Genomic DNA, 13642 nt, shown 5'->3' on the forward strand with positions numbered 1-13642 from the left:
TAACCTTCATATTAGTTCCAACGTTTCTTCCTTTCTTCCAATCTTCGTTTATAGATATGATGTTTGTTTTGTGACATTGATAGATGAGAACTTTCGCGGGGGAAGTTTTCATATTCATATATATTTTCTGTAGAAAAAAAGATTACGGTCCCACTTGGATTCAAACAATAGACGAAAAAATAAACGTTCGATTCTCATAGTTAACCCAATTTAATGGTAAAAGACGCTCTCTGAAACCATCAATAAGCTATATAGAAAAGTATGGGGTTTACACTTAACAATCAATCTCAAATCCATTTCCAGAAAAATTATAGAAGAAACGAAGAAAAAAACGTTTATTCATTGGAATAAATCTTTCTTCTGAATTTTGAATTTGTTATTAACTTCAGAGAGGAGGATGTCATACGGTCAAAGTAAAATTGGTAACAGGTAATAGTTGTTGGGCCACTTAGAATTTAGGTAGAGATTAATGGTTACATTTTCGATATGTAAATATTCTTCATGGTAATCCAGTTTTGTATGAAAGATTTCTTAAGAGTTGATGATTTTCATTCTATAAACAAAAGAGCGAATATCGAAAACTCTTAGGTCTTTGTAATCCATTCTGGAGTATTTACTCAATTAAGAAAATTAAAAGAAGATGTATAATTGGCATTTGAAGTTCAACGCTCATTGTATTCTACAAAAGGGACTATTTGTTTTGGATTTATCAGAGTATCTGTATGAGGGATAATGACTAGGGACTTCATAATAACAATAAATAAACGAAGAAATAAACGTTTCTTGGAAACAACGAAGATTCTAATCTTTTTAGATAGTGTAGGGTCAAATAATAAAGGATTCTAAAAAATTCATACTCCATGATACTTCCAATTGAAATTAATAAAGTGCACTCCGGTGAAAGATTTAGAATAGATTTTTTTAATCCTCAACGATAAGGTACAATCCTTTCGCAGGGCTAGGCAGCTTTGTTTAGCAATATATTACTCTAATGGAACAACGTACATATTAATACGAGCTGCACAAAGTTCATTACTTAGATATAGAAGGAAGTTCTTTTATGAAAACATATTCAATTAATAAAAAGAAGGTTTCTTGGAATAAACGTTTCTTCCTATGAAGAAACCATTTTGTTTTGGGGAATTTCATATTAACGACTAGATGATTTGAAATAACTCACTCATTGGAGAAAGCAGGAAACGAAGTTGGGGTATCCAAAAAAATCTTCATGGAAGAATCAAGCAATCAAAAAGAGGATGCACTCAACATCCTCCATTATGTACTACGACTATTTATTTTCTTTTAAATACTTCTCCAAAGCTTCTTCAATCAAGATATAAATATTTTTCTCCTGCATGAGAGATTGCATTTTCAGTTCCTTATGTAGGTCCGTACGTAAATCAAAAGAAACACGCTTTCTTTCCACCTTGGAATCTTCCTTTCTTGGTTGGTTCGTTTCGACCTTTATTGGTTCCAATATTTCTTCTTTTCTACTAATCTTTTTTTCTTCTTTAGCTTCATCTTCTCCAACCATTTCAGCTAATGCTTGAGTAGGAGAAATTACCTTTTGTTGTCGCTTCATATTCTTGATGTCATTAACCTTTGACACGTTCTATCAACTCCTCGTAGAAACTTTCATATTGATCCAATGCCTGCTTCAGTTCTGAATTTCCATTAAAGCCATAAAGGGATAGCCTTCCAACGGGAGCTTTTCGAGTAATGATGGTTTCAAACACTTCCTCAGGATAATCTTCTTGAATCATTTCATTGAACGCCTTTGCGTCACTTCTGCGGACGTCATTCATGGTGCGGAGAATGCCCGCAACCTTCGTGTCACGCTTGCTGAAATTTCTAGCTCCCTCTACAGAATCCATGAAGTTAGGGATGGCAGAATAACACCAGTTGGAGCATTCAAAAAGTACAACGACAAATTCACTCGCACACAGCGCGTTTGTGGTTTGTTCACTTAAGGATGGTGGGGTATCAATCACGATAAAATCGTATTTCTCCCTTACCTGGTCCAATGCCTCGTCTAGTATCAAACTTGGGTTCCCTTTGAATGGAATCGTGTCACCCGAATAGGTTTTTCCTGTATAAATCCATCTTGGAAATGTAGCCAGAAAGTTATTGGCTGGAAGCAAGTCAAGCTTATCACTTATAGGGACAATAAATTCGTCAACATTGTTATGCTGCATAGCTTCTAGGACGGATTTTCCCATGAATTCATTGGAGGGCTGTTCAGAAAGTAATTCAGTCAAGTTTCCTTGAGAGTCCATGTCGACGGCCAAAACACGGTACCCATTTTCAGTCAGTAAGTGTGAAAGAATTCCTGTGGTCGTGGACTTTCCGCAACCACCTTTTTGAATTCCCATCGTTATTGTAATTGCCAATCTTTTCACCTTCGTTTCTTCCAACGTTCTTTTCTTCTTTTCTTTGTATATTTTAAACTAAATAGTAGATTTTGTTAAGGAGGAACAAGATATTCCTTGAATTATGTGCGTATATTCCCATAAATCGAATTGCCATTTCATAACCAGGTCAAGAATCCTCCTAGTATGATTCAACGAGGAAATCTAAACTAGTATGATTAAAAGAACTGCAAAGAATGGTCTGTGTTTTTAGTAACATAAACAAGACGAAGAAAAAAATATTTCTTCGTATCTATAAACGTTGGTTTCTTCTAATCTACTTATCTCATTCTCTTTGATGAAATTATCTATTATTAACTTAACTGAAAGGTGGGATAAGTAGTTTTGAGGAGAGATCAAGAAAAGGGGGATGGTATCCAAGGGAAGAAAAATATTAATAGGAATCAATGAAGTAGATTAACTAGAAATCTGCTCCATCCTTTGCAATAACTATGGGAATAGAATCAATATGTATAATCTGTCCAACAATATAGAAACGTTGTTTTAAATCTTCCTTTCTTCTTTTCTTCTAACAAAAATTGTATCATGGATTTCTATGCAAGAATTAAACAAGATAGATTCAGGCAGCCTAATATTCATAGTAATCCTATTGATAGAGTGTCGAGTGACCGAATATCTGAAATCCAATGTATGAGATCTTGATTGGGGAACAAAACCATTGCAAGTCGGTATAAGGAAGTCTAATTTGTAGTAAAAAAACCATCACCAGGGAAAGTGTTTTCAAATACAAATTGGCCTAAAGAGCGAGATGAACAATCCTCATTAACAAACAATCTATATTCCAATCAATAAACGTTGTTTTATTTCTTCTTTTCTTCCTTCGTTTATCTATCAAAGGAACTGCTATATAAAATCTATAAATCAAAGAGGGGAGTTTAAAAGCGAAGAAATTCATTACTAGCTACAGAATAGACAATAAATTCAAATTTTATACGTAAATCTATTATATTTAATCTTTAGAAATATAGAGGAGAATAAAATATTGAATTAATTCGTATCAGTCGTGGATTATGTAAGGATTGGATCTCATCTATTAAATAGATGAACCTATTAATCTCCTTAATAAAGGTGGCACGATTCTTTATTGTTACTAGGTTGTCTGCCTCAAAAAATAGTAATTAGTAACTTTTCCAACAATGGTAGTGTAGGGAGTGAAAATTCAAAAGATGACACAGGGCTATCAACGGTGTTGGATTCAATTCTTAAAATCCGCACAAATCAATAAATCACATCCAACGTTTCTTCTTTTCTTCCTTCGAATCTTCGTTCCTTCGTTTTATGTTTATATATATCGGTGTAAAGAATACACTTCCTAAACATTCACGCGGTGACCATACATATAAACGTAGGAAGATATTTGACTAAGCCGAAAGTAGGCAAATCCCAACAACACTAGTTCGATAATTTTTTCAATCAAGGTTTCTTCTTTTCTTCGTTTAAACGTTTGTATAAATATTCGAATCTTCCTTTCAACGTTAGTTCTTGGTGAAGGGTAGAATAAGAATTGGATATCGAATTGAATTGGAAAAAGAGACAGTTTTAGCATTAAGCCGTTCTCTTTTGGAGTACCTGCATAGCACAATTACAAGAGCAGTGGTTTTTCCAACTGAATTCGATCTGCATATCTGCTTATACATTTGAGAAGCAGGAAATCAAAAAAAACTTCATAATCCGGCAAATAGCCCCCAAGATCCGTATTAGAATCTATTGGCTACAGTAGAGAGTTTAAACCATCCAAAAAAATAAATCGGATGCAACCTTAAAGGTTGTTCCTTAAGGTTAGGGAACAACCTTCATTTATTCCTTAGGGTATGTGGCATAAAACTTATCCAATCGGTCCTTTAACTCGGAAAGGCTAACAGATGAAAAATCTTTTCTTGCGACCGCTTGATCAAAAGCTTGGAGGAATTTTCTGGTTTCCTGTAAGGAGCGAATCTGCTTTTCTGTGAGAGATCCGTGGTGGGCACTGTTCATCGCATCCACTAATACTTGGTCTACCGATTGCAGGGAGTCATGATAATTAGAGAGAAACGGAACATACTTACCAATATATTTCTCATTTCCATAAGTCCTCGACATATGAGGATAATGGTAAAAACGTATCCATTCAAGCTGATTAGCCAGGATTTCTTGATCTTTGTTTTTTTCAAAATCAGATAATGCTTGTGATAACTGGTGAGAAGTAGACGAATGATCTAAAATGTATTGCCTGATTACGTCTTTTTGATATTCATTCTTTTGCCAGATGAAGAGTAAGATGGAAATAATAAGCAAACCTGTTACTAATGCTAACAGTACATTCCTTCTAGCCATTTGTGTTTTCGTATTCACGTCCAATTTCTCACCTCACGTGTATAGGTCTCCTCTCAACATTAACAAATATACAGATGTTTCAACTACTGGTAAAATTAAGTAAATTATTTGGTCCATGTCTTTTTGAATAGAGAAACTATTAGAAAGATAGCTTACTTAATAGTAGAGGCAGATTTAGATTTGAATAGAGAAATAGGGTTTGGTTTGATGTTGGCATCCATGATACATCAGTAGTTTTCTTGTTAGTTAGATGTAGATAAAGGGGAAATTTATGAGAATCAGGATACTCATTATTGTGGCGATGATAGTTATTTCATTAGGTGAAGTGTTATTTATGGGTGTCAGTTCCAGACAGTATGCATTCCTCACACACTGGGATTTGCTTGCACCTATTCTATTGATTGTGATTTACATTGCTTTTAGTGGTATCAGTGATTTAGACCAACCCAAAACTTCTACGTGGAAAAATTCTATAAGTTTTATTTTGCTTCTATTCGTTCTAATGCTCTATATCTTTTCACTACCTCAATATTCCTATCTTAAAGCGGTTATCTACATTCAAGAAAAAGAGAATGTTGATGTAGTGGATGGAAAAACTCCCAAAACCATCAAGACAGAAGAAGGTAAGAGATACTTGATTGAAATCAAGGACTCTAAGATGATTGTTGTTTTTAATTCAAAGACAGGCTCTTATTATAAAGTGGTGCGAGAATAGGGATGTGTTGGTTTTTAGGGAGTGGAGCCAGAAGGAGGGGAAGGGGATGGTATTCACATACTTGAATGACCATGACCCTTTCCACTCCCAAACACTTTCCTTCAAACCTAGGTTATTTTTAATTAGCCTTCTCCCTTTTGAAAAAACTCCCTTTTCAGGATACTCATATGAAGCCGATCGACAAACTCCCCATCCATTTATAAGATTTCATAGCCTTTTTATTCTCCCCTTCCACTCTAAGCCAAATCATATTTAGGTCGAGTTTATAAAACCGTCAAAATGGAAATATACGTTGGTTGTTATATTCATTGCAACCAACCTTTCTTCCTTTCTTCCAATATTCTTTTATTCCTTCATTACAATAATGGTTGTCTAGGCTTTATCCATGACTCACTCAAGCTCGAATGACATTGGTTGCGCTGATCCAACTCTAGAAAACATCGTAAGACATTCGTTTTTCAAACATGGAATGGGGCAAGCAAATAGCTGCATAGAAGGAGAATAAGAGTGAAAAGAAAAAATGAAGAAGGATAAAATGGGAAAAGTTAGAATAAATACTGGTAAGATATTCAACACAATCCCATGGTATAGAAGAAACGATGGGTCTATTGAAACCAGCATCCAACAATTGAAGGGAAATTGATAGTCATAGAGGAGAGTACATAGAATGATTAACTTAACAAATGTAAATCTTTCAAAAAAAGATCATGCATTAAGTGAAAGAGAAGTAAGGATTATAGAAGTATTATTATTGAACCTATGTGCGCAATCTAATGCTAGTGTAACAAAAGAAAACGCTGCTCTTAATCCAGTAGCTAAGGATGTTGAAGATGTATTTAATATTAATATGGTCTTTCAGAATCCTATTTCATTAGAGAAAGGAACAGAATTAAAAGAAACTATTGAAAGAAGAATTGGAAACGCATTAAAAATGTCCGGTTTAGAAGGATTTGACTTGGTTGTTTCTGAACAAAGAGCAGGAGAGTTAAAAAGTCATTCTTAAACATTCAAATATTGATCTGTTTTAGATTAAATAGGGAAATGTCAGATAAGTTGATTAGAAGGATCCATGTGAAAAGAGCAATTTTGCTCTTGGAATTTTCTTTATAGCCTTATTGGTCAACATGTTGTCAGTGTTTGGACTCTATTAAAACTTTTAAAAGTTTTAATAGAGTCCATTTTTGTTTTGAAAGAAAAATGGGTGGATAAATCCTTGAAACGATTGTCCAAATTAAGGAATAATAATACAATTTACCTATAGTATTCCAAATTGGCGGTGAAGGCATGGAAATCACTAGACATTTCTTTTTTACATTATCTTTATTGATGGTTTTATTAATCATCTGTTTAATTTGGACGGAAAGGAAAAGAGAACTGTCTATCACTAAAAAGATTGCGACCTTTTACTTCATTTTCTCTTTATTGATCACCTTACATTTTTCCTACCAGCCATTGCCAGACTATCATTTTGACTTGAGAATGGTACCGGTTGTGATAGGCGGGCTGTATCTTGGCATTGGTCCACTCCTCTCTTTCTTGACAATCGTATTGAGGGGCATGCATGGGATTGATATGGGTTTCCTCATTAATGTCATCCTGTATCTGTCCTTGGCGCTCTTTTTTTGGCGTTTTCGTCCCTCGTTCTGGAAACGAACGCCAAAGGGCAGGATCAAATATTCGGTCATTGTCGCCTTTATTATTAGCATTCTGACGGTATCCTTCTTGTGTGTGTCCAGTCCGACTGTGAATGTTTTCGATGCATGGTTTGCCTATATGGTGGTCCCCCCCTTGGCGATATTCATGATTGCCTATTGCATTGAGTTTGCTAAAAAAAGTATGATCATGCACCAACAATTGATCAAGACAGAAAAATTACATGCCATTGAACAGATGGGTGCGGCTATTTCCCATGAAATTCGCAATCCTTTAACCGCTGCATTAGGATTTGTGCAGCTTTTGTTGGAGGAACCAAAAGAAATGAAGAAGAAAGTGGAGTACCTTGCCATTGTGAAAGAAGAATTGGAATCAGCTGAAAGGGTGATCCAGGATTATTTGACCTTTGCCAAGCCTTCCATCAAGCAAAGGGAAAGAGTCGTCGTCGATCAAGAATTGAAGAAAATCATCCATATGTTGCATCCTATTGCCAATGGTAATTCGGTCGAAATCCTATCTCATTTTCCTACCACTTACTATATTGAAGGAGATAAGCAGAAGTTTCACCAGTGTTTCTTAAATATCGTAAAAAATGCGGTAGAATCGATGCCCGATGGTGGGAGGATTAACATGGAGACATCTTCCCAAGGCTCCTTCGTCCTCATTCGGATTCAGGATTATGGAGTGGGAATGACCCCTGAGCAGCTTCAACGTCTAGGAGAGCCATACTATTCTACCAAGGGAGCGAAAGGAACCGGATTAGGCATGATGGTCACATATGGCATAGTTAAGGCTATGAATGGCACCATCCATGTGACGAGTGAGATCGGGAAGGGGACCACTTTCACGGTCGCATTTCCTTTGATGGACTGGAAGAAAAACCAGAATGTGGTTTAATGGCCATATTGGGTCGAAGTAGACAAGAAACTTTATGAGATTTTGGACACAATCCTATAAGAAGCAAGGAAGAACAGAAAAGTCCCTTCACCGGTCGGAATCCTTGCTCCCTATAGGATTGCATTTCGTGGTTGATTATCTTACACATAAGAGATGATCCTTGGTATGCCTAGTCATGAAGCTCCATCCTTCATCATCTTTTTATTTTTATACATGTCTTGATCGGCCCTTTCAATAAGTGTATAAAGATTCTTTCCATCGTAAGGATAGAAGGCTTTACCGATTGCCATGGACAGGTTGATTTTTTCCCGCACCGAAAGAAGCTCTGATGATCGGCGTAGTCGTTCCATCAGGAATTCTGGGGAAGCCAGGGGAGAAATGACGATGAATTCATCCCCGCCCCACCTTCCCAGCTGTTCTTCCTTGGAAAGTGCTTCTTTCAACGTGATCGATAACTCCCTTAAAATGCGGTCGCCTTCGAGGTGCCCACGGGTATCATTGATAACCTTAAAATGATTGAGATCTATCACCAAGAGGGTGAACGGCGTACCCTTGTTCATCATCTTACGAAGGCAATGTTCGAGGTATTTACGGTTATAGCATTCGGTTAAGTAATCATATTGATTGTGCCTCTGGAGGATATCAAATTTTTTTCCCGCGACGTACAACAGAACATAAATCACGATTCTCGGCAGCCATTCGAAAGAAAATCTCATGAAGGTGGTATATCCGTCATGCAAAATATAGGAGTACACGATCCAGTATATAGAATTTAACAGTATCACGATGATGGCAATAGTTCTTCCTTTATGATTCATCTAACGATTTCCTCTCTGATGCAAATAAAATGAAACGAATTTTGGTCCCAATACTTCGTAACAACACTCCATTTCCCGTTTTTTTACAAGGTTACACTTCTTTTTAGGTACAAATTCCCGCTTTTTAGGAAAAAATTAGACATTTCAGGAATGATAGTTAGTGAATTGTCGGGTGATTACTTCAGGTTAAAATTCTTTATATACTGATATCCAAGAAAATCAAGCGATGGAAAAAAATTCAGCAGCCAAAAATAAGTAGGTTAAAATACCTATAAACATGTTTGGAATTTATTAGCTACGGGTATGTAGAAATGAAAGTCATTGTGCAGCGAGGTGTCACCCCATGATAAGATATGATGAAACCCAACTGTTATTAAGGGAAATTGGACGCTTGATTGATGATTACTATAGATGCATGGATCAATTCGTGAAGGAACAAATTCGCAGGGATATTCAACTGTTAACGCGGGCCATAACAATTTAAGGAATCTTTCAAGATAGTGGGAGATAGGAAGATTGGATAATCCTACCCATGAACCGTCGAGAGAATCGAAGAAATTATTTCGTGGTGGATCATGGGGGAAAATTAGGAGCATCACCAAAATGGATTTAAAGGCCCTCCCGAGTTTCTGTTTTTTGAGCCCATTCCATATCTATGAAATAGGCAAATCTCTTCCTACTAGTAAATGGGCTTTTTCCTTGCTTAGCCTTTTGTTCAAGCAGAAGCCTATGAGATTCAATCAGGCATGTTTTTGACAGACATTTACTTCTTATATAATTTTGCCCTTATCCGGTCATAAGGGATTTTTCAAAATGATTTCCTCTTAAAATAGCATCTTTTATTTAAGTCTCGTATAACGATCGATGACTTTCTCTCCGTTCTCATTCCACGCATGGGCTGTGGAATAACCTTCATTCCTCATATACCACACCAATTTTTTCTTCAAAAAATAGATGCTACTCGCCATGATGGTGAATTCCTGTTTTTTGCGATGAGAGGATAACAAGAGAATCCGATATTCCTGTTCCAAAGACAACCTCCACTCATTCAATGGGATATGTATGCGATGATATACATCTAGCGTTCCAACTTGAATGGTTTTTCCGATAAAATAATAGACCTATAATATCTTGGATCGGAGGAATGTACAATGCGGTTGTCTTGTTATGTCTCTTATTAGGTCTGTAATGTGCTTTTGACTTCTTTACAGGATGGTCTTGAGATTCGTTGATCACCACAATTTTCTAAAATGATTGGATACCTTTAATAGAATCAAAATAAAAAAAATTTTCTGCTTACTTTATTTTCCTCCATGAGAATACTAGATTTTGACATCTGAGGACGTAATATCCACATTTAAGGATTCCCTTATTCTCTTTCTAGGTCATCTATCCTAAAATAAGGATATATTAGGAAAAAGGAGCTGGATGGTATGGAAAGCTTAGTTTTCACGGTCTTAGTTGAAAATAGTAGGGAAAATCTGTTTAAGGTTTCCCAAAAATATGGCCTCGCAGCGAAGCAAACCATCAAAGCCAGTCAAGAGCTGGATAAAATCCTTAACCTTTTAAACCATAAATCATTAGAAAAACAGAGCAGCTAGATGAAGGTGTTTGAAAATTATTGAACTCTGAAATGTCATATAAAAGTAATCCATAAGGAGAGTAGAATGCAGCACGTATCAAATATTGAGGAATCTATCGTATCCCAACTATTGAAATTAAAAACAAGATTTGAAAATGACCTCATTTCTTATGAAGAATATAGCAGACTCTATGAAAAAGTGTATCAATGGGTGGATCATGCTAGTAAATGTTCCTAAACAATTGCATATCTGCTGAATTCTAAAATGAAGATAATTAGAATGTCGGTGAATATGTATGGGGATGCAAAGGGTCTAACTATTATTCAGTACGTCGACTAGGATAGTGAGATTAAGGGAGGAAGGCTAATCCTAAAGCCCATTTGAATATGGTCTTTAGGATTAGCCTTTGTTTCATGATTGATTTAGATTTTACCAGCATCATTATCCAAAAAAATATGAGATGTATGACTTAATTGGAGGGGTTATCCCTATGAAAAATTTATTTACGAACTTGAATGAAAAAATATCAAAGATGCTAGAAGACGATTCCAGCCTCCTATCCAAAGCAAAAAAGAAATGGGAAGACCAATATGTACCAGTGCCTATCACTTCAGAGATGATTCTTTCTCTCTTACATAGGCAAACCTTTGAGGGAATCAGTAATTTGGAAGTCCAGTTTGTAGGGGATAGGATGGTCATTAGTGGGTCAGCTAAGAAAATGGGAATGAACATTTTCTTCAAAGTTGAAATGAAAGCCATGAGTGCCGCTGGGAGAAAAATCAATTTTGAAGTCGTAGACATGAAACCCATCAACCAGGATTGGATCAAAAAGAAAGTCTTCAACCAGCCTCCTATGATGACCTATGATTCAGGTCATATCACGATGGATTTGGATGCGATGGAAAGTATAAGGGATATTCCGTGGGGCACAATCAAATCATTCGAGATTAAGGACAATATGCTATGGGTAGGAATTGGGATATAGCACACATAAACTAAAAACCTTTCATATGTGTTTCCTATGAGAACAAACAAAAATGTAATGAACAAGAAATCGATTCCTATCGTGCATGCCGAGTGAAATACCGAGTTTTAATGGATTCTGCATTGGATAGAACATGTATCCGAAACTATTTAAGGCGGAATCTTTTGAAATATCACCAAGACACCTCCTAAATTCAATCATTTTATACTCTATGATGTTAACTAGATTCATAATAAGAAGGTTTGAGTATTTCTTATGGGGTGAGATAACCTTGAAATCGAATAATAAAGATTCTTTAAGACGTGCCGTCATCTTTATGTATCTTTTCATTATGGGAATAATCTTGATCGCTGGATGGTTTGCATGGGCTCAAATGTATAGACCACATTACATTTTGAAGATTGCTAGAATCTTTTATGGAAAATAGACATTGGTAGATAAAAACCAAGGAGAACAACTGAGTAAAGATTTGGAATGAAGGTATAGTAGAATGACTTGATAGGAGTTAATGAGGAAAGATGTTATATATCATTGGTGCTATTATTATATTATTGGCAGGATTAATTATTGCAGGAGAAGAGGGGCTAGGTTGTGCTTTCTTCCTGATTGTCGGATTCATCTTATGGAGAGTAGGATTATTAGGCATTATCCTACGAGTCTTGATGTGGGCAGGCCGCTTAATTTTCAATGTGGTAAAGTGGATTTTGGCAAGAATCGTCTATTATGGGTATCGAATAGGGGAATTCTTGGATGATAGAGTTTTAGATTTCATTCTACTGCCCATCTGAGGATTCGTCATACATTGTAAAAATGATGGGATAACTATCAGCTGTCGAGAGTTTCTTTGAATTTGTCATACGGTAAATCTTTTATAAGGTATTCTTGGTAATGTTTCTAATAAAATCTATAGTTTCATAAAAGGAACATCCCTACTTTACTGAATCCCAAAGAAGGCATCTTTGGGATTCAGCTGCTTCACTCAAATACACTCTCTATAAAAGCATCGTTTATCGCAAATGTTTTAGGTCGTTGCTTCACTTGATATACGATGTTCCGTTCCAGAAGTTCATCCATCGCCTTATTTAGTTTATGGGTAGATGTATTCAATACCTCTACCAATTGTGCATTGGTTAATAAACTATTCTCTCCAGCGAACATTGAGATGTCCAATTGGATATGCAAAACTTGTTTTATCAGGGTATTATGGGTCCAGTCCATAGCTTTTATATATTCCTCTATCCGTTGAGCCTTAGCCAAACCGAGCTGTAAATCCTCGATAATGGCTTTTTGTCCCGAACTCAATAACTCCAGCATATCCACTAAATAAAAGGTAAGTTCTCCTTTGTTCAATGGATCGGAGACATTCTCCAGAGCTTTGTAGTATTTGGGTTTATCTTGGTTTATCGCATAAGAAAGGGTAATGGCCGAATATCTTTCCAACTTCCTTGATACATAGCTACAAACGAGCAACCTACCTGTCCTGCCATTGCCATCATAGAATGGATGGATATATTCATAGTAATAATGGGCTATCATGAATTTGTAAAGATCAGGAATTTCGGAAGATTTTAAGAAAAGAATCAATTCATTAATTTTTTCTATTATTTTGGATTCTGGTTCGATTCCCCTATGGGTGACTATCGCCCCGTCAGTGACATTTACTCCTTTAGCCCTGAAAAATGTTCCATCCGGCTGTTTTTGTTTGGGAATTTCATCAGCGACTAATTCATCATACAATTTCTTGAAATCTTCCACAGTATCGAAAGGATCTAACTTGTCGATGAAATTGTAGGTCTTCATCATCCCTAGGAAACGTTTCTTTGCAGCCGATTTTGAATCGATGACATGTTCTAGAACATGTGAAAGTTCTTCCTTGGTACTTCGGATGCCTTCTATTTCGTTATTGCTCTGGGCTTCATTAATAATCAGTTTATGAAAGTATGGTTCAACTGCGAAAGGGGGTAATTGTTTGACAGCCAATTGGATGGTGCAGCTATTCAGTAAAATTTCTTCATATAGCCTTGCTAATTTATCGACATTCACAAAGAACAAATTCTCGTCCTTGTCGATGACATTACCTTTTCTGAATGGCTTGATGGTAAGGTTTGTTTTATAGGATCCATAGCCAGATATTCTTTTTTCATATTCCAATAAGTGCGTCTTACTATCATATTTATAAAAAATCTTCGATAATTTCTCGTATTGCAACCATTATAACCTCCCTTAATTTAAAATTATGCTCATTTTTA

Annotated in this window: 15 protein-coding genes; 9 read left to right on the forward strand and 6 right to left on the reverse strand. The window is 36.0% G+C overall.

Going from position 1 to position 13642, the window contains the following annotated elements:
- Nucleotides 1-1288: 1288 nt before the first annotated feature.
- From DBX25_RS13620 to DBX25_RS13635, 3 genes are all read right to left on the reverse strand, one after another.
- Nucleotides 1289-1609, reverse strand: a complete 321-nt coding sequence (locus tag DBX25_RS13620) for a hypothetical protein (protein WP_108671365.1) — start codon at nt 1607-1609, stop codon at nt 1289-1291.
- Nucleotides 1596-2390, reverse strand: coding sequence for a ParA family protein (locus DBX25_RS13625; RefSeq protein ID WP_108671452.1), 795 nt, complete (start codon nt 2388-2390; stop codon nt 1596-1598). The genes DBX25_RS13620 and DBX25_RS13625 overlap by 14 nt, the downstream gene beginning before the upstream one ends.
- Before the next feature lie 1836 nt (nt 2391-4226).
- Nucleotides 4227-4760, reverse strand: coding sequence for a hypothetical protein (locus DBX25_RS13635; protein ID WP_157950966.1), 534 nt, complete (start codon nt 4758-4760; stop codon nt 4227-4229).
- Nucleotides 4761-5013: 253 nt separating this feature from the next.
- On the opposite strand from DBX25_RS13635, the gene DBX25_RS13640 reads away from it, so the two are divergent.
- From DBX25_RS13640 to DBX25_RS13650, 3 genes are all read left to right on the forward strand, one after another.
- Nucleotides 5014-5457 carry a hypothetical protein gene (locus tag DBX25_RS13640; RefSeq protein WP_108671368.1) on the forward strand — a complete coding sequence of 148 codons (444 nt, stop codon included), beginning with the start codon at nt 5014-5016 and terminating at the stop codon, nt 5455-5457.
- A 667-nt stretch (nt 5458-6124) separates the two neighbouring features.
- Nucleotides 6125-6460, forward strand: coding sequence for a hypothetical protein (locus DBX25_RS13645; RefSeq protein ID WP_108671369.1), 336 nt, complete (start codon nt 6125-6127; stop codon nt 6458-6460).
- A 281-nt stretch (nt 6461-6741) separates the two neighbouring features.
- The gene (locus tag DBX25_RS13650; protein WP_108671370.1) at nt 6742-8007 is read left to right on the forward strand and encodes a sensor histidine kinase; all 1266 of its coding nucleotides are present in this window, start codon (nt 6742-6744) and stop codon (nt 8005-8007) included.
- Between the two features lie 173 nt (nt 8008-8180).
- Here the strand turns inward: DBX25_RS13650 and DBX25_RS13655 are convergent, their stop codons facing one another.
- Complete coding sequence (locus DBX25_RS13655) at nt 8181-8825, reverse strand: GGDEF domain-containing protein (protein WP_108671371.1); 645 nt, start codon at nt 8823-8825, stop codon at nt 8181-8183.
- A 343-nt stretch (nt 8826-9168) separates the two neighbouring features.
- Between DBX25_RS13655 and DBX25_RS20850 the strand changes: the two genes are divergently transcribed.
- Nucleotides 9169-9309 (forward strand): hypothetical protein, encoded by a 141-nt coding sequence (locus tag DBX25_RS20850; RefSeq protein WP_170110134.1) that lies wholly within the window; start codon nt 9169-9171, stop codon nt 9307-9309.
- A 355-nt stretch (nt 9310-9664) separates the two neighbouring features.
- Here DBX25_RS20850 and DBX25_RS13665 read toward each other — a convergent pair whose 3' ends face one another.
- Nucleotides 9665-9856, reverse strand: coding sequence for a hypothetical protein (locus DBX25_RS13665; protein WP_108671373.1), 192 nt, complete (start codon nt 9854-9856; stop codon nt 9665-9667).
- A gap of 402 nt (nt 9857-10258) precedes the next feature.
- Here DBX25_RS13665 and DBX25_RS13670 point away from each other — a divergent pair, with 402 nt between their 5' ends.
- The 5 genes from DBX25_RS13670 to DBX25_RS13680 all read left to right on the forward strand — a co-directional run bounded on the left by DBX25_RS13670 (nt 10259) and on the right by DBX25_RS13680 (nt 12181).
- Nucleotides 10259-10426 carry an aspartyl-phosphate phosphatase Spo0E family protein gene (locus DBX25_RS13670; protein ID WP_108671374.1) on the forward strand — a complete coding sequence of 56 codons (168 nt, stop codon included), beginning with the start codon at nt 10259-10261 and terminating at the stop codon, nt 10424-10426.
- 66 nt (nt 10427-10492) lie between these two features.
- The gene (locus DBX25_RS20650) at nt 10493-10645 is read left to right on the forward strand and encodes a hypothetical protein (RefSeq protein WP_157950967.1); all 153 of its coding nucleotides are present in this window, start codon (nt 10493-10495) and stop codon (nt 10643-10645) included.
- Between the two features lie 253 nt (nt 10646-10898).
- Nucleotides 10899-11393: a hypothetical protein gene (locus DBX25_RS13675; RefSeq protein WP_108671375.1), complete on the forward strand. Its 495-nt coding sequence runs from the start codon at nt 10899-10901 to the stop codon at nt 11391-11393.
- 271 nt (nt 11394-11664) lie between these two features.
- Entirely contained in the window at nt 11665-11820 is a 156-nt protein-coding gene (locus tag DBX25_RS20655; RefSeq protein ID WP_157950968.1) for a hypothetical protein, read from the forward strand.
- A 91-nt stretch (nt 11821-11911) separates the two neighbouring features.
- Nucleotides 11912-12181, forward strand: a complete 270-nt coding sequence (locus tag DBX25_RS13680; protein ID WP_108671376.1) for a hypothetical protein — start codon at nt 11912-11914, stop codon at nt 12179-12181.
- A gap of 187 nt (nt 12182-12368) precedes the next feature.
- On the opposite strand, the gene DBX25_RS13685 is transcribed toward DBX25_RS13680, so the two are convergent.
- Nucleotides 12369-13601, reverse strand: coding sequence for a Fic family protein (locus DBX25_RS13685; RefSeq protein WP_108671377.1), 1233 nt, complete (start codon nt 13599-13601; stop codon nt 12369-12371).
- Nucleotides 13602-13642: the final 41 nt, after the last annotated feature.

The sequence above is a fragment of the Peribacillus acanthi genome (genome assembly GCF_003073175.1).
Lineage (GTDB): Bacteria > Bacillota > Bacilli > Bacillales > DSM-1321 > Bacillus_BN > Bacillus_BN acanthi.

Coding starts and splice junctions, on each gene's coding strand:
- DBX25_RS13640 (WP_108671368.1), top strand. CDS start 5,014: ATGAGAATCAGGATACTCATTATTGTGGCGATGATAGTTATTTCATTA.
- DBX25_RS13645 (WP_108671369.1), top strand. CDS start 6,125: ATGATTAACTTAACAAATGTAAATCTTTCAAAAAAAGATCATGCATTA.
- DBX25_RS13650 (WP_108671370.1), top strand. CDS start 6,742: ATGGAAATCACTAGACATTTCTTTTTTACATTATCTTTATTGATGGTT.
- DBX25_RS13655 (WP_108671371.1), bottom strand. CDS start 8,825: ATGAATCATAAAGGAAGAACTATTGCCATCATCGTGATACTGTTAAAT.
- DBX25_RS20850 (WP_170110134.1), top strand. CDS start 9,169: ATGATAAGATATGATGAAACCCAACTGTTATTAAGGGAAATTGGACGC.
- DBX25_RS13670 (WP_108671374.1), top strand. CDS start 10,259: ATGGAAAGCTTAGTTTTCACGGTCTTAGTTGAAAATAGTAGGGAAAAT.
- DBX25_RS20650 (WP_157950967.1), top strand. CDS start 10,493: ATGCAGCACGTATCAAATATTGAGGAATCTATCGTATCCCAACTATTG.
- DBX25_RS13675 (WP_108671375.1), top strand. CDS start 10,899: ATGAAAAATTTATTTACGAACTTGAATGAAAAAATATCAAAGATGCTA.
- DBX25_RS13680 (WP_108671376.1), top strand. CDS start 11,912: ATGTTATATATCATTGGTGCTATTATTATATTATTGGCAGGATTAATT.